Here is an 18,936-nt window from a genome sequence, read left to right on the forward strand (position 1 = left end):
ACGTCGAACGCGTACGTCGAAAAGATCCGAAAGGCGGTGGGAGCGTTGCGGCTCTCACGAAGAGGCCTGCTGCGCGCGGGCCTGGCCGGTACGGCCGCCACGGCGCTCGGCGGCCTGGCGTCCGGCTGCGCCGTGCCGTACGGCTCCAGTGGCCGGAACATGGTGCTGTGGTACTGGAGCGGCGGCCTGAGCGACACCGTCGTCAAGAACGCCAAGGCGCGTTACGACGGCTCCGTGGACCTACGGCCCATCCAGATCGGCGGCCAGTACCGCTCCAAGCTGATCACCACCATCACCGGCCGGGCCCACATCCCCGACATCGCGGGACTCAAGGGCGAGGACATGGCCGCCTATCTGCCGAACGCGGACCAGTTCGTCGATCTGCGGACGCTGGGCGCGGAGAAGTACAAGAGTCAGTACCTGTCCTGGAAGTGGGACCAGGGCATCGCCGACGACGGCACGATGGTCGGCTTCCCGATCGACTGCGGTCCGGTCGCGCACTTCTACCAGTTCGACGTGTTCCGCAGGGCGGGGCTGCCGTACGAGCCCGACGACGTGTCGAAGGAGTTGAACACCTGGGAGAAGTTCTTCGCGGCGGGCGAGCAGCTCAAGAAGCGGATCCCGGGCACCGAGCTGCTCACCGACGTCAACGCCGTCTTCGAGAACGTCGTGCAGCAGGGCGCCAAGCGCTACGTCGACAAGGACCAGCACTTCATCGGAGACCAGGAGCACGTCCGCGACGCCTGGGCGCTCGCCGTGGAGGCCAAACGGCGGGGGATCGTCTCGAACCTCGTCAGCGGCACCCCGGACCAGCTGTCGGCCAAGGAGAGCGGCAAGCTGCCCAGCGAACTGGGCGCCTCCTGGGCCACCTTCGACATCAAGAACGGTGTGCCGAAGACCAAGGGCAGGTATCGGATCGCCCAGATGCCCGTGCGGCCCGCCAACAACGGCGGCTCGTTCCTGTCGATCACCAAGGCGTGCAGGGAGCCGGAGCAGGCCTTCGAGATGATCACCTGGATGCTCAACGCGGCCAACCAGGCCCAGGGTTACGTCGATGCGGGTCTGTTCCCCTCCACCCCTGCCTCGTACGACCTCAAGCAACTGCGGGAGCCGGACGACTTCTTCGGCGGCCAGGTCACGACGGACATCTTCGGGCCCGCCGCGCAGAAGATCATGGTCGCTTACAACAGCCCGTTCGACGTCGCGCTCGGACAGCCCATCAAGGACGAGATCAAGAACGTCGGCGTCCTCGGCAAGGACCCGGAAAAGGCCTGGAGTGACGCCATGAGCAAGTGCCGTCGCATCGCGAAGCACCTGGGGGTGAGCTACTGATGGCCGTCATCGAGCGAACCCCGCCCGCCGTGGCACAGCCGCCCTCCCCGGCCCAGCCGGAGAAGGGGTGGCGCAAGTACTGGCACCTCTACGCCGCGATCTCCCCCTTCTATCTGATCTTCCTGGGTTTCGGGCTCTTCCCGGTCGGCTTCTCGCTCTATCTGTCCTTCCACCGCTGGGACGGCCTCGGCTCGATGGAGTGGGCCGGGCTCTCGCAGTACCAGTACCTGCTGAGCGACAGCGACTTCTGGAACTCGATCGGGAGCACGCTGATCATCTGGGCGCTGGCCACCTTCCCCATGATCTTCCTGGCGATGGTCACGGCCGTGATGCTCAACTCCGCGGTCCGCTTCAAGGGCCTGTACCGCGTCGCGTACTTCCTGCCGAACGTGACCTCCGTCGTCGCTGTCGCGATCGTCTTCGGCTCGATCTTCTCCACCAACTTCGGTTTGGTGAACGCCGTGCTGGAGGGCGTGGGCCTCGACCAGGTGGCATGGCTGAACACACCCTGGGGCATCAAGATCACCATCGCGGCCCTGATGACCTGGCAGTGGACGGGCTACAACGCCATCATCTTCCTCGCCGGGCTCCAGACCATCCCGGGCGACCTGTACGAGGCGGCGCGCATGGACGGCGCCGGTCCGATCCAGACGTTCTTCCGCATCACGCTGCCGCTGCTGCGGCCGACACTGCTGTTCGTGCTCGTCGTCTCGACGGTCACGGGTCTGCAGAGCTTCTCCGAACCACAGGTCCTGCTCCAGACCTCGTCCAACGAGTCGACGTTCGCGGGCGGTCCGGGGCACTCGGGCCAGACGATGGTCCTCTACTTCTTCCAGCAGACCTTCGACAACAACGACTTCGGGTACGGCGCCGCGGTGGCGTGGGGCATCTTCCTCGTCGTCGTCCTCTTCTCGATCATCAACTGGCGCCTCGTGCAGCGCCGGGGCGAAGACTAGGAAGGTTGGATCATGGCATCCATCAAGGGGTCCCGCCGCAGAGGGATCGCGCTGCACCTCCCGCTGATCATCGGCACGGTGATCTCGGCCTTCCCGTTCTACTGGGCCGTGATCATGTCGACGCACAGCTCGTCGGAGATCTTCTCCTACCCGCCGAAGCTGCTGCCGGGCACACACTTCCTGGAGAACCTCCGCAATCTGTTCAACGCCATCGACTTCTTCGGATCGATGGGGAACTCGCTGCTGGTCGCGGTGTCGGTGACCTTCCTGGTGCTGTTCTTCGACTCGCTGGCGGCCTTCGTCTTCGCGAAGTTCAGGTTCCCCGGGAAGGGACTGCTCTTCGGGCTGCTCATGGTGATCTTCATGGTGCCGGCGCAGCTGTCGGTCATCCCGCAGTTCGTCCTCATGGCGAAGATCGGCTGGATCGGCTCGATGACCGCGCTGGTCGTCCCCGCCGCGGCCAACGCGTTCGGCATTTTCTGGATGCGCCAGTACATGAAGAGCGCCATCCCGGACGAACTCCTCGACGCCTCCCGGCTCGACGGCGCGAACTTCCTGCGCCAGTACTGGCACGTGGCGCTCCCGGTCGTCCGCCCCGGCCTCGCCTTCCTCGGCATCTTCACCTTCATGGGCCAGTGGAACGACTTCGCCTGGCCCCTGATCGCCCTCACCAATCCGGACAACGTGACCCTCCAGGTGGCGCTGTCCCAGCTCAACGGCACCCACGGGACCACGGACTACGGCATCGTGATGACCGGAGCGCTGCTCGCCCTGATCCCCCTGCTGATCGTGTTCGCGATCGGCGCCAAGCAGATCATCGGTGATCTCGCGAAGGGAGCCGTCCGCGGATGACGAGCGATCCCCTGATCGCCCTGCGCCCCTGGGAGGCACCCGAGGTGACCTCCTGGGGGCGGCTTCCCATGAACGCCGTCGACCGACGCGCCCAGGCGCTGTCGCTGGACGGCCGTTGGCGGTTCCAGCTGCTGCCGTCGCCCGATCACGAACCCGCTCCGGCCTGGTCCTGGGCCCGGCTCCCCGGTTCCTGGGCCCTCCAGGTGGCGGAGGACCCACCGCAGTACACCAACGTCCGTATGCCGTGGGGTGAGTTCCCGCCGGGGTCGCCGGCCGAGAACCCGACCGGTGTGTACGAGCGGGAGGTCGACATACCCGCCGACTGGGCCGGACGCCGGATCGTCCTCCAGGTCGGCGCCGCCGAGAGCGTGCTGCTCGCCGAGGTGAACGGGCGGCCGGCCGGGATCTCCAAGGACTCCCATCTGGCCGCCGAGTTCGACCTCTCCGGTCTGGTCCGCCCCGGTGAGAAGGCCACCGTGCGGCTGACGGTGGTCAAGTGGTCCGACGCCTCGCACATCGAGGACCAGGACCAGTGGTGGCTCGGCGGCATCACCCGCTCGGTGCTGCTGTACGCCACCGATCCGCTGTATCTCGCGGACGTGACCGTGCGGGCGCGCCGCGACGGGGAGTTGCGGGTGGACTGTTGGGTGCGCTCAGCGGCGGGGGCGGGGGCGGCGACGGGCGCCCTGCCCGCCGGGTGGTACGTCAGCGGAGAGGTGGACGGCCTGGAGCTGGTCCGGGACCGCGAGTTCGACCGGCTCAACGCCGAGGACGAGCGGGTCTCCGACTTCCTCGGCGAGGCCCGGCTGGGCACGACCGTCCCCGGGGTGCGGACCTGGAACGCCGAGACCCCCGAGCTGTACGACCTCACGGTCCGCCTCCACCGCGCCGACGGTACGGTCGCCGACACCTCCCACCACCGGGTCGGCTTCCGCGAGGTCGAGATCCGGGGCCGGGACCTGCTGGTCAACGGGGAGCGGGTCTACCTCCGGGGCGTCAACCGGCACGACTTCCACCCGCTCACCGGCCGCACGGTGTCGTACGAGGACATGCGCGCGGACCTGATCACCCTGAAGCGGTTCGGCTTCAACGCGATACGCACCTCCCACTATCCGGGCGACCCTGGCCTGTACGACCTCGCGGACGAACTCGGTTTCTACGTCGTCGACGAGGCGGACATCGAGTCGCACGACCACGCCCATGAGATCGCCGACGACCCGCGCTATCTGGGCGCCTTCGTGGACCGCGTCTCCCGGATGGTGCTGCGCGACAAGAACCACCCGTCGGTGATCATCTGGTCGTTGGGCAACGAGTCGGACTACGGCGCCAACCACGACGCGGCGGCGGGCTGGCTGCGGCGGCACGACCCGACGCGACCGGTGCAGTACGAGGGGGCCGCGAAGCTGGACTGGGCGGCCACCGACGACGCCTCCGACATCGCCTGCCCGATGTACGCGCCCATCGAGGACTGTGTGGCGCACGCGCTGTCGGGCGAGCAGACCCGGCCGCTGATCCAGTGCGAGTACTCGCACGCCATGGGCAACAGCAACGGCACACTGGCCGACACGTGGGCCGCCATCGAGGCGACCCCGGGTCTTCAGGGCGGGTTCATCTGGGAGTTCTGGGACCACGGCATCCTCCAGCGTGTGAACGACGGACGGCCGGCCGGGCGTGGGGGCACCGGACTGTACGAGAACGGGGTCGCGGGCCCCGGCCTGCGCTGGGCCTACGGCGGCGACTTCGGCGAGACGATCCACGACGGCGCCTTCATCGCCGACGGGGTGGTCTTCCCCGACCGCACGCCCAAGCCGGTGATGTTCGAGCACCGCGAGATCGCCGCCCCCGTGCGGCTGTCGGTGGAGGGCGAGGGCACCTGGCGGGTGCTGCGGGTGCACAACCGCCAGCACTTCCGCGATCTGTCGTGGCTGGCCGCCGAGTGGGAGTTCGCGGCGGCCGACGGCGGCACCTGGACGGTGCCGGCCCAGCTGCCCGCCGTACCGCCCGGTGGCTCGGCCGTCATCGACCGGCCCGAGGTGCCGGGCGGGGCCGGTGAGATCTGGCTGACGCTGCGGGTGACGACGGCAGCCGACGAGCCCTGGGCACCGCGCGGCACCGCGGTGTGTTCCCCGCAGATCCAGTGGTACGCGGCGGACGAGGGGGAACCCGTGGTGGGCGTCGACGACGACCTCGGGCACATCCCCCCGCCGGAGGCCGACGAGGACGGGCTGCTGCTGCACCCGCTGCTCGCCTCCCCGCCACTCCTCAGCCTGTGGCGGGCGCCGACCGACAACGACGTCCTCGGCGGTATGGCCGAGGGCTGGCGCGCGTGGGGCCTGGACCGCGCCGAGCGCGAGCCGGTGGCCGTGGAGCGCAAGGGTTCCACCGTGCGGGTCCGGTCGCGCTGGCTGACCGGGGCCGGGGCCGTCGAGCACGAGCAGACGTTCACGGCCCTGGTGGACGGCCGGGTGCTCGTCGAGGAGAGCGTCGTCCTGCCCGAGGAGCTGGCGGACGTGGCCCGCGTCGGCACGGTGTTCGAGACCGTCGACGGTTTCGACCACCTCGCCTGGTACGGGCAGGGCCCTTGGGAGAGCTATCCCGACCGTGCGGCCGGGGCGCCCGTGGGCCACCACTCGGCCACCGTGGACGAGTTGTTCACCCCCTACCTCCGGCCGCAGGAGAGCGGGGGCCGGCACGGCGTACGGCACTTCACACTCAGCGGCGGCCGGCACACCTTGGGCGTACGGCTGGACCGGCCCCGGCAGGTCTCGGTGACCCGCCATCGCGCCGACGACCTGGCCGCCGCCGCGCACCACGACGAACTGGCACCCCGGCCGGGGTGCGTGGTGCACATCGACGCGGTGCACCGAGGGCTGGGCACGGCGTCATGCGGGCCCGACACCTCGCCCGAGTACCTCGTCCCGCCGGGAGTCCACCGCTGGTCGTGGACACTGCGCGCCCTCTGATCCCACCCGCCCTCCCCTTCTCCCTTCCTTCTCCTCTCACGGACCTTCCCACGGAGCACAGGTGTGTACTTCGCATGAGCACGACCAGGACGAGGCTGCACCGCAGGCCGGCGCCGGCAGACGCAACTTCCTGCGGGCGACCGCATTGATGGGTGCGGCGGCAGCCGTGCTCCCGGCGGCGACCGGCGCCGCGCGGGCCGCCGGCGAGGCCCCCGTCCCGGCCGCGCGGTGGCGGCCCGATCCGGACAGCCGCCGGTTCACGCTGGCGGTGATGCCCGACACGCAGTACCTCTTCGACGGGCCGAGCATCGACAAGGCACCCGTCGAGGCGTCCCTGCGCTACCTGTTGGAGCAGGGCCGGGAGGAGAACATCGTCTTCCTCTCCCACCTCGGCGACCTCACCCAGAACGGCGCCGAGAAGGAGTGCGCGGCGATCGGCGAGGCGTTCCGGCTGCTCGACCGGCGGGGAGTGGGCTACAGCGTCCTCGCGGGCAACCACGACGTGCGCCCGTCCACCGACGACCAGCGGGGTCCCACCCCCTACCTGGACGTCTTCGGGCCCGACCGCTTCAAGGGCAGGCCGACGTTCGGGGGCGCCTCCCCGGACGGCTACAACTCCTTCCACCTCTTCGAGGCCGGCGGCCGGCAGTGGATGGTGCTCGCGCTCGACTGGCGGCTGTCCCCGAAGGGCTTCGACTGGGCGAAGGACGTGCTGGCCCGGCATCCGAGGACGCCCGTCGTCCTCACCACGCACGAACTGGTCGACGGGGACGACTCCCTCTCCTCGTACGGCCAGATGCTGTGGGATCAGCTGATCGAGGACCACGACCAGATCTTCCTCACCCTCAACGGGCACTACTGGCCGGCGGCGCGGGCGACCCGGAGGAACGCCGCCGACAACGATGTCCACCTGCATCTCACCAACTACCAGAACCGGTACTTCGGCGGCGCGGCGATGATCCGCCTCTACCGCTTCGACCTCGACCGGAACACCATCGACGTGGAGACGATCTCCCCGTGGATCATGGGCCGGGCGGCCGAGGGGCTCAACGAGCTGGAGCGGCAGGAGATCGAACTCTCAGGTGACGCCGACCGGTTCACGGTCGAGATCGACTTCGAGACGCGGTTCGCCGGCTTCGACCCGGTGCCCGCGCGGGCTGAGCGGCCCGTTTCCAAGACGCTCATCCCTGGCACGGTGGCGTACTGGCGCTTCGACCAGGCGGTGACCGGCACCGTCCGCGACCGCTCCGGGCGCGGCAACGACCTCACCCTGGTCACGGTCGGCGGCGGCGAGCTGGGCTGGTCCGCCGACCACCATCCCGACCAGCCGGGCCACGGCAGCCTGGAGTTCCAGGGCTTCAAGTCCCCGCTCAAAGGCGCCTATCTGCGTACGGTGGACGGCGCCCCGCTCAACTCCGCGACCTTCGAGCGGGGTTACACCATCGAGGCGTTCTACCGCCTCCCCGCCGACTGGGACCCCGCCCACCACGCCTGGTCGGGCCTGGTCAGCCGTACCGGCGCGGGCGGCGCGGCCGGCAGGACGGCCGACGACCCGGACGAGCCGCTCGCCACCCTGTCCCTGTCGAACGACCGGGAGCCGCAGTGGGCCATGCGCCCGCTGAACCAGCAGGGCATCGCCACCAACTGGGGTCAGGAGACACCGCTGGAGACGTGGTGGCACCTCGCGGTCGTCAACGACGGCGAACACACGACGCTGTACGTCGAGAGCTGCCCGGTCGTCCGCAACCCGAAGGCGGTCTCCACCGGCATCACCTCCGTCGGCCTGCCGTGGCTGCTCGGTGGCTACGAGTACGGCGGCAGGATCGACCAGATCCTGCACGGACGCCTCGGTGACGTCCGCATCGTCGAACGGGCGCTGCCCGTCAAGTCGTTCATGAACCACTGAGACGCGAAGGAAGCGCAGGAGCCATGTCCGACACACCTGACACGCACGAGCAGCAGCTGCCCGTCTGGGCCGATCCGTCCGTCTCCCCCGCCGACCTCGACGCGCAGGGCGTGTCGCGCCGTGGACTGCTGCGCGGCGCCGGCCTCTTCGGCGCCGCCTTCGCGATGGGCGCCACGGGGTCCCTGGCGGCACCGGCGGTCGCCTCCGCCGGGTCCACCGACTCCACCGACTCCGCCGGCTCCCGGCACCTCGGCGGCGAGGACCCACGTCTCGCCTATCTGGTCGGCGACCACCACGTCCACTCCGTCTACAGCCACGACGCCAAGTACACGTTCTCCCAGCTCGCGGCGGCGGGTGCGAAGTACGGCCTCGACTGGATGGTGTTCACCGAGCACTCCAACTTCGGGCACGCCGACTTCGGCGCCGCGCTGGAGCACCGGGAGATCCTGAAGGCCCGGGCCGAGAACCCGCGTCAGCTCATCTTCCAGGGCCTGGAGTGGTACATCCCGGCCGCCGAGCACTGCACGGTCTTCACCGCACCCGGCCGGCACGAGGTCGACCTCCTCACCCGTTTCGAGCGCGCCTACGACGGCAAGCTGCTGCACTACACGGACGGTTCCGACGGCGGCGCGGACACCGCACGCAACGAGGCGCACGCTGTCAAGGCGGTCAAGTGGCTGGCTCAACAACGACGTTCGGGGTACGTCGACGACGTGCTCGTCCTCGCCAACCATCCCCTGCGCCTCGGCATCGACTCCCCGCACGAGATGCGCGCCTGGCGGGACGCCGCCCCCGAGATCATGATCGGCATGGAAGGCGCGCCCGGCGCCCAGGGCGCGGCGATCCCCGGTTGGCGTGGCACGGCCTCGATCCGGGGCGAGTACGAGAACAAGCCGTCCGCCCAGTCCTGGCCCGGTTACCCGGCGGAGGCGTACCTCACCTACGGCGGTTTCGACTGGTCGACGGCGACGGTCGGCGGCCTCTGGGACTCCCTGCTGGCCGAGGGCAAGCCGTTCTGGATCACCACCAACTCGGACGCCCACCGGATCGTCTTCGACACCTGGAGGAACGGCGACTGGCCGGCCGGCCAGAACTTCGACAACACCGGCAGGCTTCCCGACCCGGTGAACACCGACACCCCGCAGCCCGGCAGCGACTTCTGGCCCGGCCAGTTCAGCCGCACCCACGTCGGTGTGACCCGCTACGGCTATCGCGCGGTCATGGCGGGCCTCCGCGCCGGCCGCGTCTGGCTCGACCACGGCCATCTGCTCGACGGGCTCGACGTCCGTGTACGCCGCGACCGCGACCTCGGCCGGGGTGTCACCCTCGGCGGCAGCCTGCGGGCCCGCAAGGGGGACAAGCTGACGCTGACGGTGACCGTGACGACCGCGTCCCGCCCCAACCCCCGGGGAGAACTCCCGGAGTTGGGTCACGTCGACGTCATCCGGGGCACGGTACGCGGCCCGGTGACCGACCGCGACACCTGGAAGGCCCCGGACACAAGGGTGATCCACACGAAGGACGTGAGCGGACGCGAGGGCACGTACACCCTGCGCATCCCGCTCACGGCCGGCGAGGAGTCCTTCTACGTCCGCTTGCGCGGCAGCGACGGAAAGCGCAACGGGACGGGCTATCTGGGCGCGTCCATCGACCCGCACGGTCCGATCCCCCACGCCCCGGGGGACGGCGACCCGTGGTCGGACACGTGGTTCTACTCGAACCCGATCTTCGTGGACGTGGTAGGAGGCTGAGCGGGAGCGCCCCTCAAGGGGCGCGGGGAACTGCGCGACCAGCCACGACGGACGCGCGGTTCCCCACGAACCCTTACGCGTAGAAGCGGGAGAGGCTCTGCAGCACGGCCGCCGGCTTGGCCCCGCCCTCGATCTCGATCGTGCCGTCAACGGTGATCTGCACCCCACCGGGCACGTCCTCCACCGATGCCAGCTTGCCCACCAGCCGGATCTTCGACCCGACCTTCACCGGCGACGGGAAACGCACCTTGTTCAGGCCGTAGTTGACCTTCGTCGACACACCCTCGACATCCAGCAGCTCGGTGAAGAGCGGGATGAACAGGGAAAGCGTGAGGTAGCCGTGAGCGATCGGCGCCCCGAAGGGGCCCTGTGCCGCCTTCTCCGGGTCGACGTGGATCCACTGGTGGTCACCCGTCGCGTCGGCGAACGTGTCGATGCGCTCCTGTGTGACCTCGATCCACTCACTGGCTCCGAGGTCGCTGCCGGCGAGCTTCTTGAGCTCGTCGATGCCGTTCACGGTGATGCTCATATGTCGTCCCTTGTCTAAGAATCGATGCCGTAGCGCTTGCGCACCCGGGCCTTCAGCAACTTGCCGGAGGCGGTACGCGGCAACTCCTCCGCGATCACCACCGACTTGGGGATCTTGTACTTGGCCAGCCGCCCGGCCAGCGAGGCCAGTACCTCGTCGGCGTCCAGGGCGCAGCCCTCCCGGGGCACGACCACGGCACGCGGTACCTCGCCCCACTTGTCGTCCGGTACGCCGATGACCGCGCACTCGACGATGTCGGGGTGGGCGAGGAGCTGGTCCTCGATCTCTGCCGGGTAGATGTTCTCTCCCCCGGAGATGATCATGTCCTTGATGCGGTCGACGATGAAGACATAGCCGTCCTCGTCGACCCGGGCGGCGTCTCCGCTGCGGAACCAGCCGTCGGCGAAGACCGCGGCCGTCTCCTCGGGCAGCCCCCAGTAGCCGGGCATGACGTGCGGTCCCCGGACCACCACCTCGCCGGGCTCGTCGACGCCGACCGGTGTCATGTCCGGCCGTACGACCCGCACATCGCTGAAGAAGTGCGGGACTCCGGCCGAACCGGCCTTGCTCACGGCGTGCTCGGCGTCCAGGAAGAGCGTGCCGGGGGCCGCCTCCGTCATGCCGTAGCCCTGGAGGAAGGTGAGCCCGCGCTCCTGGAACCTGGCGATGAGCGGCGTCGGCACCGGGGAGCCGCCGCAGGAGAGCATCCGCAGCGACGACAGGTCGGCGTCGGCCCAGCGCGGGTGCCGGGCCACCTGGTCGAACATGGTCGGCACGCCGAACATGAAGGTGATCCGGTGCCGTTCGATCAGGTCGAAGGTGGCCTCCGGGACGAAGGACTCGACCAGGACGCAGGTGCCGCCCTTGAGCAGAACGGGCAGGGTGAGCATGTTCAGCCCGGCCGTGTGGAACAACGGGGCGGAGACCAGGGCGCGTTCGTCGGTGATGATGTCCTGGTCGACGAGCACGTTGACGGCGTTCCAGATGATGTTGCCGTGTGTGAGCATCGCGCCCTTGGGGCGGCCGGTCGTCCCCGAGGTGTACATGATGATGCAGGTGTCGTCAGCGGTGACGGGCTGGTCGATCGGCTCGGCCTCGGCCCCCGCGAGCAGCGCCTCGTACTCCGTACCGATCTCCACGAACGTACGCACGTCGGTCTCGCCGCCCGGCAACCCGGCGACGAGTCCGGTGAAACCGGGCCCGTACACCAGTGCCTTGGCCCCGGAGTCCGCCAACTGGTAGGCGATCTCGGGGCCCGCGAGGCGGGTGTTGAGGGGGACGAAGACCGCGCCGAGGGTGCCGGCGGCGAACAGTGTCTCCAGGTACGAGGGGTGGTTGGGCCCCAGGTAGGCGATGCGGTCGCCTCGACGTACGCCACAGGCGCGCAGGGCGTGGGCGAGGCGCGTGGTGCGCTCGTACAGTTCCGCGTAGGTGAGGCTCGTGTCGCCGTGGATCAGGGCGGTACGGCCGGGGGTCTTGCGGGCACGGCGGGCGGGCCACGACCCCAGTCCCTCATTGCGCATGTCTGTGCCCCTGTCCGTCATTGCACATGGGGTGTGTCCCTCACGGTGTCGTCATCGTTGGCTCATGGCTTCGTCAGTCCGAGCAGCCGGGCGGCGTTCTCCTTCAGGATCTTCGGCTTGACCTCGTCCTTGATCGACAGCTTCTCGAAGTCGGCGAGCCAGCGGTCGGGGGTGAGGACGGGGTAGTCGGAGCCGAAGAGCACCTTGTCCTTGAGCAGGGTGTTCGCGTACTGCACGAGCTGCGGCGGGAAGTACTTCGGCGACCAGCCGGACAGGTCGATGTGCACACCGGGCTTGTGCGTGGCCACGGCCAGCGCCTCGTCCTGCCAGGGGAAGGAGGGGTGCGCCAGGATGATCTTCAGATGCGGGAAGTCGGCGGCGACGTCGTCCACGTGCAGCGGGTTGGAGTACTTCAGGCGGATGCCACCGCCGCCCGGAACGCCCGCGCCGATGCCCGTCTGACCCGTGTGGAACAGGGCGATGGTGCCCGTCTCCTCGATGACCTCGTACAGGGCGTACGCCACCGCGCGGTCGTTGGGGAAGAAGCCCTGGACGCTGGGGTGGAACTTGAAGCCCTTCACCCCGTACTCCTCGACCAGTCGGCGGGCCTGCTTGACGCCGGCCTTGCCGCGGAAGGGGTCGATGGAGGCGAAGGGGATCAGCACGTCCGCGTTGGCGGCGGCCGCTTCGGCGACCTCCTCGTTGGGGACGGGTTCGGTGCCGGTCGCGGACTCGGCGTCCACCGTGAAGATCACGGCGGCCATCTTCCGCTCGCGGTAGTAGGCGGCCGTCTCCTCCAGGGTGGGCTTGCGCTTGCCCTCGACCTTGAAGTAGGCGGAGGAGGCGTCGTGCAACTCGTCGTCCAGCGACGACGTGCCCTTCTTCGAGGACACCTCGGCGTGGGTGTGGACGTCGATCGCGACGAGTTCCTCGACGTTCATGGAGAGGGTCATCACGCCTCCGGGATCTTCGGGGCGGGGATGCCCACGGTCTGCGGCTCGGCGCCCAGCGAGGTCGGCCAGACGTCGGCGAGGGCCTCGGGGGTCCAGCCGCCGTTCGCGTACGCCGTCTTGATCTCCTGCGGATGCGACCAGAGTGCCACCTTGTCGCCGCCGATGCCGATGGCCTGGCCGGTGACACCGCGCGCCGCCTCGGAGGCGAGGAACGGGATCAGGGCCGCGCAGTCCTCGGGGGTGCCGAAGCCCTCACCCTTGCGCAGGAAGTCCGGGAACGGCTTGCCCTCGCGCAGGGCCTCCACGTACGGGGCGAAGACCGGAATGGTCTCGGTCATGGCGGTGGCGGCGACCGGGACGATCGCGTTGACGGTGATGTTGGCGCGACCCAGCTCCATCGCCCAGGTGCGGGCGAAGGCGGCGATGCCGGCCTTGGCGGCGGCGTAGTTGGTCTGGCCGAAGTTGCCGCGCTGGCCGGCCGGGGAGCCGACGAGGATCAGGGAGCCGCCCTCGCCCTGCTCGCGCATACGGATCGCGGCGGCGCGGGCGCAGGTGAAGGTGCCTTTGAGATGGGTGGTGATCACCGCGTCGAAGTCGTCGTCGGACATCTTCCACAGCACCTTGTCGCGGAGGATGCCCGCGTTGGTGACCAGGATGTCGAGGCGCCCGAACTCCTCCACCGCGCGGCCCACCAGCCGGTCGGCGGCCTCGGTCGTACCGACCGGGACGACCTCGGCCACGGCCTTGCCGCCCGCCTCGGTGATGGACTTCACGGCCGCCTCGGCCACGGCCTCGTCGATGTCGTTGACGACGACGGAGGCGCCGGCGGCGGCGAGGGCCTGTGCGTAGGCGAGGCCGAGGCCACGGCCACTGCCCGTGACGACGGCGACCTTGCCGGTGAGATCGATGCTGGGCACGAGTGGGTCCCTTCGAGTGGCGGTGCTGCTTCGAAATCGAAGTTAAGAGCAATAGTTGTTGACGTCAATAGTTGTTGTTCCCCGGGCGTTGCGTCATGCTGGGGGCAGTACGTACGCGCCGCCCCCTCGCTCGGCGCACAGCCCTAGCCACCAGGGAGCCCGCCATCGCCCGCCAGCAGACTCAGGACGCCGCCTCGATCGACGCGCACGAGCCGTGGATGCGCGGGCTGCACGCGGACACGGGCTATCTGCTGTACCGCCTGGGTCTGCGGTCCGGGCAACTGTTCAACTCGTCCCTGCAGGAGTCGGGCCTGCGGCTGCGCCACTACGCGCTGCTGCGCTTCCTCGCCACCTCCCCGGGCGCGCTCCAGCGCGAGCTGAGCGCGTCACTCGGCTATGACCCGAGCGCGATCGTCGGCCTGGTGGACGACCTGGAGAAGCTGGGCTTCGCCGAGCGGCGCCCCTCCCCCGACGACCGCCGCAGCCGGATCATCGTCCTCACCAAGGACGGCCGGTCCTTCCTGCGCGACACCGACGAGGCCGGACAGCGCGTCACGAACGAGTTGCTCGAGCCCCTCGACGCCGCCGAGTGCGAGACACTCCATGTGCTGCTGCAGAAGGTCGCCGAAGCCGGACTGGGGTGACGCCATGCCGATGACCACCGACGCGCTGCCGTCGCCGGGTGCCGTGCCCCGACAGACCGCGCCGCCGGGGGCCGCATCCTCGCCGGCCGCGCCGCCGAGGGCCGCCCGCTCCGCCCCCGACCGGCTCCTCGCCGTGCTGGCCGCCTTCGACCACGACCACCCGGCGCTCTCCCTGACCGACATCAGCCGCCGGGCCGGGCTGACCCTCACCACGGCCCACCGGCTGGTCGGCGCCCTCACCGAGTGGGGCGCGCTGGAGCGCGACACGTCCGGCCTCTACCACGTGGGGCTCAGGCTCTGGGAGGTCGCGGCCCTGGCCCCGCGCGGGCTGGCGCTGCGCCAGATCGCGCTGCCCTACCTCGAGGACCTGTACGAGGCGACGCACGAGAACGTGCAGCTCGCCGTGCGCGACGGCGACGAGGTCGTGTACATCGAGTGGCTCTCCGGACGCTCGGCGGTCGGCGTCCACATCCGGGTGGGCGCCCGCTGGCCGCTGCACGCCACGGGGGTGGGCCTGGCGCTCCTCGCGTACGGCGATCCCTCGTCCCAGGAGGAGTACTGCCAGGGGCCGCTGGCCTCCTTCACGCCGTACACCATCACCGACGGGTCCCGGTTGCGACGCGTCCTCGCCGAGGTACGGCGTACGGGTGTGTCGGTGAGCAGCCGTCAGGTCACCGAGGACGCGCTGTCGGTGGCCGCCCCGGTACGCGGTCCGGGCGGGGCCGTGGTCGCCGCCGTGTCGGTCGTGGTGCCCCAGGCCGACGCGCAGGTACCGGTGTTGACCCCCGCGGTCCGGGTGGCGGCGCGTGGAATCTCGCGGGCCCTGGGGTGGCAGCCGGAGGAACCCCGGCGCCGCGGGTCGCTGATTCCGGGCCGGGGCACTGCCCCTTCCTGATCTTGCCGGCGTGGCCGCTGTGCGGTCCGGTGAGCAGGGGGCAGTGGGAAGGGGCGCGGACCGGAGTGACCGAGTAGGGGTCGGTGAAGCACAGGCCCTCGGCGGCCAGGGCGTCCAGTCGTGGGCTGTGCCCGAGGGGCTCGGGGACGGCGACGACGTCCGTGGTCTTCGGGGCTGGGCGGACCGGCTCGCCGAGCAGGTCGCCCGCCACAGCCCCGGCCTGCTCTACGCCAACCTCGCGGTGCGCGGCCGTAAGGCCTCAGGTCCTGGCCGTAGGGGATGAGTTCGCCGTAGCCGAGGTCGTCCGCGGGGACGACGACTTCGGCCGCTGCGCGGGGGTGCGGGCGGCGACCACGACCGGCGTGGAGGGCGGCTCACCTCCCGCGTGGCGGATTCCCGGGCAGCGGCCCCGCGCCCTCGTCAGCGACGCTTCCGGCCACGGCCACGGTCGCGCCGCCGTCGCCGCTGCGGCTCAGCCGTCGGCTCGGGTCAGGTCAGGTCCAGCCAGGTCAAGTCAGGCCGACAGGGCCTCGTACACGGCCGCGAGGATCATGAACGCCCGGTACGTCGCCGAGTCCGCCGTCATCGACCATCTGGTTCATCACATACGCCACGGCCATCCGGGCGTCGAGGTCGACCAGGACCAGGGAGCCGCCCCAGCCTCCCCAGCACAGGTACGGGTATTGGGCAGTTGGCCGCCGTTCGGGCCGTACCCCATGCCGTAGCGCATCGGCACCCGCCCCACACCGACCCGATGCCTCCTCTCCCCGCCCAACGACCACCACCGGCAAAGGTCACACATTCGACCAGAGAACCTTCGTTCACACCCCAACACCCGCACCCGCACCCGCGGCGGAGGTCCGCCCCATGCGCTGCCCGTGGACGACGCGTTCGTGGCGGTGGCCTGGGACGCGGCGCTCTCGGTGAACCCGGAACGGCCGAAGCCCCGGCCGTCCGCGTCCGCCGCGGGAGGCCGCCCGTCGGCCGAGGACGCAGAGCCCCTCTCCGCCGGGGCCGACCGGCCGTCATCTCAATCCGTGGACGCCTCACCGTTCGACCGAGGCCGATCTTCACAGGGTGAACTCTGCACACCCGCACCGACTTTCTCCGCTACAACTCTTGACGGCCGCAGCGCCGGAGCGCACATTGGCCGCACGCTCTTCATCTGAGAGCGCTCTCAGGACGGGACTCCGGGAGCGCTCCCGCTCCTCCCCCCCACCCGTGCATTTCACTCCGTACACCGAAGAGGCCGCCATGAGTGAAACCTCCGGCACACCCGTCAGACGTCGTCGACCGCTCCGGCGCGCACTGCTCGCCATGGCCGCCGCCGTGGCGCTGGCGACGGCGTGGGCGACGACCGCCCAGGGCGCGGCGCCCACGCCTCCCGCCGGCTGGACCCAGGTCTTCGTCGACGACTTCAACGGCGCCGCCGGCACCGGCGTCAACACCGCCAACTGGCAGTACGCCACCGGCACTTCGTACCCCGGTGGGCCCGCCAACTGGGGCACCGGTGAGGTCGAGACGATGACGAACAGCACCAACAACGTCTCGCTCGACGGCAACGGCAATCTGCGCATCACCCCGCTGCGCGACTCGGCCGGCCGCTGGACCTCGGGCCGGATCGAGACCAACCGCGCCGACTTCCAGCCTCCGGCGGGCGGCAAACTACGCGTGGAGTCCCGGCTCCAGATGCCGAACGTCACCGGGACGGCGGCCGAGGGCTACTGGCCGGCGTTCTGGATGCTGGGCGCGCCCTACCGGGGCAACTACCAGAACTGGCCGAGCGTCGGCGAGCTGGACATCATGGAGAACGTGCAGGGCCGCAACCAGGTCTGGGCCACCATGCACTGCGGTACCAACCCCGGCGGCCCCTGCAATGAGACGACCGGCATCGGCAACTCCACCGCCTGCCCCAACACGACCTGCCAGTCCGGCTTCCACACGTACACCATGGAGTGGGACCGCTCGGTGACCCCCGAGACGATCCGGTTCCTCGTCGACGGCACCCAGTTCCACTCGGTCAACGCGAACCAGGTCGACGCGACCACCTGGACCAACGCCACCAACCACGGGTTCTTCGTCATCCTGAACGTGGCCATGGGCGGCGCCTTCCCCGACGCGTTCGGCGGCGGTCTCGACGGTGACACCCGCTCCGGTGTGCCGATGGTCGTCGACTACGTGCAGGTGCTGTCGGTCGGCGGGGGCACCACGACTCCGCCGCCGACGGGCACCCGTGACGCGTACAGCGCCATCCAGGCCGAGTCGTACAACAGCCAGAGCGGCACCCTCACCGAGACCACGACCGACACCGGCGGCGGCCAGAACATCGGTTCCCTGGCCAACGGCGACTGGGCGCTCTTCCAGAACGTGGCCTTCGGCTCCACCGCGGCCACCCAGTTCGTCGCGCGCGTCGCCTCCGGCGCCAACTCCGGGGTGAGCGGCTTGGTGGAGGTGCGACTCGACAGTCGGACGAGCACACCGATCGGCAGTTTCTCGATCGGCACCACCGGTGGCTGGCAGTCCTGGCGGACGGTGCCCGCCAACATCAGCCGGGTCACCGGCACCCATGACGTCTATCTGACCTTCACCAGCGGTCAGCCACAGGACTTCGTGAACGTGAACTGGTTCAACTTCGGCCGCTGACAGTCGGTTCGGCCAGGGGGTGGGCTCCGCACGGTGGAGTCCGCCCCTCGCCGTGTGTCACCGCATCTCCGCCCGGAAGGCCACCGGCGTCGTCCCGGCGTGCAGGTGGAAGAACTTGGAGAAGTTCGCCGCGTCGGGAAAGCCGACGGCCGCGCCGACGCGGCCGATCGGCAGGTCCGTGTGGGCCAGCAGCCGCTTCGCCTCCAGGACGACACGCTTGTCGATGAAGCCCTTGGGGGTCTCCCCGGTCGCGGCGCGGACCGCGCGGACGAGGGTGCGGCGGGAGTATCCGAGGGCGTCGGCGTAGGCGCTGACGCTGTGGTTGGTGGCGAAGTCCCGCTCGACGGCGTCCCGGAAGCGGGTGAAGGTGGTTTCGTCGAGCCTGTGCTCCTCCTCCGTCGAGCCGGCGGCGAGATGGGCCAGGCGCAGCAGGAAGGCCGTCAGGGAGTGCCGCAGGACCGCGGTGTGGAGGCCGGACGGCAGGGTGACGGTGTCGACGTACTCGCGTTCGAGCTGGGCCGACGAGGCCTCCAGGCCCGCGAGTTGGGCCGCGTCCGGGCGGAGCAGCGGCGGCAGGTCGTAGCGGTAGAGGCCGGTCGCCTCGACGGTGGTGCGGGGCAGGAAGCCCGGTTGCATGGCGAGGACGGTCCCGCGGTACTCGGCGGCGCGTGAGAAGCGATGCACCTGCCCCGGCCGAATCCACAGCAGTTCGCCCGCGCCCACCTCGTACTCGGTGAAGTCGATCATGTGGCGAACCGGGCCTGCGTCGAACAGCATCACCACGTGGAAGTCGATGCGGTGCACCCCTTCCAGGGGTATGTGCGCGTGCCAGGGGCCCCGGCCGCCCATCGGGCCGATCCGCATGCCGACGCCGGAGAGGCCGCGGTCGACGGGGAACGGGAAGGTCTTGATCCGGTCGCCGTCCGGGAAGTCTCTGTCCGTCATGTCCTCGCCGTCGCGTCGTCGGTGTCCCAGTTTCACCGAAGGCTGGCACACCGCCACCTCGCCCCATAAAAGTCAGACTTTTAGTTTTGAAGACGTCAGAGCAATTCCGCCGTCTCATCGAGGACTT

15 protein-coding genes and 1 pseudogene are annotated in these 18,936 nt (G+C 69.9%); 11 read left to right on the forward strand and 5 right to left on the reverse strand.

Annotated features, from left to right (window positions below; translation table 11 throughout):
• Nucleotides 1-45 precede the first annotated feature (45 nt).
• The 6 genes from ACFY9I_RS00755 to ACFY9I_RS00780 all read left to right on the forward strand — a co-directional run bounded on the left by ACFY9I_RS00755 (nt 46) and on the right by ACFY9I_RS00780 (nt 9,760).
• On the forward strand, nt 46-1,332 hold the full coding sequence (locus ACFY9I_RS00755) for an extracellular solute-binding protein (protein WP_390994704.1): 1,287 nt from the start codon (nt 46-48) through the stop codon (nt 1,330-1,332).
• A complete protein-coding gene (locus tag ACFY9I_RS00760) occupies nt 1,332-2,288 on the forward strand; it encodes an ABC transporter permease subunit (RefSeq protein ID WP_390994707.1) in 957 nt (318 codons plus the stop codon). The genes ACFY9I_RS00755 and ACFY9I_RS00760 overlap by 1 nt, the downstream gene beginning before the upstream one ends.
• Before the next feature lie 12 nt (nt 2,289-2,300).
• Complete coding sequence (locus ACFY9I_RS00765; protein ID WP_390994709.1) at nt 2,301-3,140, forward strand: ABC transporter permease subunit; 840 nt, start codon at nt 2,301-2,303, stop codon at nt 3,138-3,140.
• Complete coding sequence (locus tag ACFY9I_RS00770; RefSeq protein WP_390994712.1) at nt 3,137-6,103, forward strand: glycoside hydrolase family 2 TIM barrel-domain containing protein; 2,967 nt, start codon at nt 3,137-3,139, stop codon at nt 6,101-6,103. The genes ACFY9I_RS00765 and ACFY9I_RS00770 overlap by 4 nt, the downstream gene beginning before the upstream one ends.
• A 61-nt stretch (nt 6,104-6,164) precedes the next feature.
• Nucleotides 6,165-8,009, forward strand: coding sequence for a LamG-like jellyroll fold domain-containing protein (locus ACFY9I_RS00775; RefSeq protein WP_390994715.1), 1,845 nt, complete (start codon nt 6,165-6,167; stop codon nt 8,007-8,009).
• A 23-nt stretch (nt 8,010-8,032) separates the two neighbouring features.
• Nucleotides 8,033-9,760: a PHP domain-containing protein gene (locus ACFY9I_RS00780; protein WP_390994718.1), complete on the forward strand. Its 1,728-nt coding sequence runs from the start codon at nt 8,033-8,035 to the stop codon at nt 9,758-9,760.
• Between the two features lie 73 nt (nt 9,761-9,833).
• Here the strand turns inward: ACFY9I_RS00780 and ACFY9I_RS00785 are convergent, their stop codons facing one another.
• The 4 genes from ACFY9I_RS00785 to ACFY9I_RS00800 all read right to left on the reverse strand — a co-directional run bounded on the left by ACFY9I_RS00785 (nt 9,834) and on the right by ACFY9I_RS00800 (nt 13,682).
• Nucleotides 9,834-10,289, reverse strand: coding sequence for a MaoC/PaaZ C-terminal domain-containing protein (locus ACFY9I_RS00785; RefSeq protein ID WP_390994721.1), 456 nt, complete (start codon nt 10,287-10,289; stop codon nt 9,834-9,836).
• 14 nt (nt 10,290-10,303) lie between these two features.
• Nucleotides 10,304-11,812, reverse strand: coding sequence for a long-chain-fatty-acid--CoA ligase (locus tag ACFY9I_RS00790; protein ID WP_390994723.1), 1,509 nt, complete (start codon nt 11,810-11,812; stop codon nt 10,304-10,306).
• Nucleotides 11,813-11,874: 62 nt separating this feature from the next.
• Nucleotides 11,875-12,753 carry an amidohydrolase family protein gene (locus ACFY9I_RS00795; protein WP_060882688.1) on the reverse strand — a complete coding sequence of 293 codons (879 nt, stop codon included), beginning with the start codon at nt 12,751-12,753 and terminating at the stop codon, nt 11,875-11,877.
• A gap of 11 nt (nt 12,754-12,764) precedes the next feature.
• On the reverse strand, nt 12,765-13,682 hold the full coding sequence (locus ACFY9I_RS00800) for an SDR family oxidoreductase (RefSeq protein ID WP_319242418.1): 918 nt from the start codon (nt 13,680-13,682) through the stop codon (nt 12,765-12,767).
• A 218-nt stretch (nt 13,683-13,900) separates the two neighbouring features.
• Between ACFY9I_RS00800 and ACFY9I_RS00805 the strand changes: the two genes are divergently transcribed.
• The 5 genes and pseudogenes from ACFY9I_RS00805 to ACFY9I_RS00825 all read left to right on the forward strand — a co-directional run bounded on the left by ACFY9I_RS00805 (nt 13,901) and on the right by ACFY9I_RS00825 (nt 17,864).
• Nucleotides 13,901-14,326, forward strand: coding sequence for a MarR family transcriptional regulator (locus tag ACFY9I_RS00805; protein ID WP_390995680.1), 426 nt, complete (start codon nt 13,901-13,903; stop codon nt 14,324-14,326).
• 4 nt (nt 14,327-14,330) lie between these two features.
• Entirely contained in the window at nt 14,331-15,221 is an 891-nt protein-coding gene (locus ACFY9I_RS00810) for an IclR family transcriptional regulator C-terminal domain-containing protein (protein ID WP_390994728.1), read from the forward strand.
• Nucleotides 15,222-15,348: 127 nt separating this feature from the next.
• Nucleotides 15,349-15,480 (forward strand): annotated as a pseudogene (locus ACFY9I_RS00815) (SGNH/GDSL hydrolase family protein); the annotation flags it as partial.
• A 292-nt stretch (nt 15,481-15,772) separates the two neighbouring features.
• Nucleotides 15,773-15,946: a hypothetical protein gene (locus ACFY9I_RS00820; protein ID WP_390994731.1), complete on the forward strand. Its 174-nt coding sequence runs from the start codon at nt 15,773-15,775 to the stop codon at nt 15,944-15,946.
• Nucleotides 15,947-16,475: 529 nt separating this feature from the next.
• Nucleotides 16,476-17,864 (forward strand): carbohydrate-binding protein, encoded by a 1,389-nt coding sequence (locus ACFY9I_RS00825; protein WP_390994734.1) that lies wholly within the window; start codon nt 16,476-16,478, stop codon nt 17,862-17,864.
• A 57-nt stretch (nt 17,865-17,921) separates the two neighbouring features.
• On the opposite strand, the gene ACFY9I_RS00830 is transcribed toward ACFY9I_RS00825, so the two are convergent.
• Nucleotides 17,922-18,809, reverse strand: coding sequence for a helix-turn-helix domain-containing protein (locus ACFY9I_RS00830; RefSeq protein ID WP_390994737.1), 888 nt, complete (start codon nt 18,807-18,809; stop codon nt 17,922-17,924).
• Nucleotides 18,810-18,936: the final 127 nt, after the last annotated feature.

Origin of the sequence: Streptomyces sp. NPDC012510 (genome assembly GCF_042955065.1) — a bacterium.
Classification (GTDB): domain Bacteria; phylum Actinomycetota; class Actinomycetes; order Streptomycetales; family Streptomycetaceae; genus Streptomyces.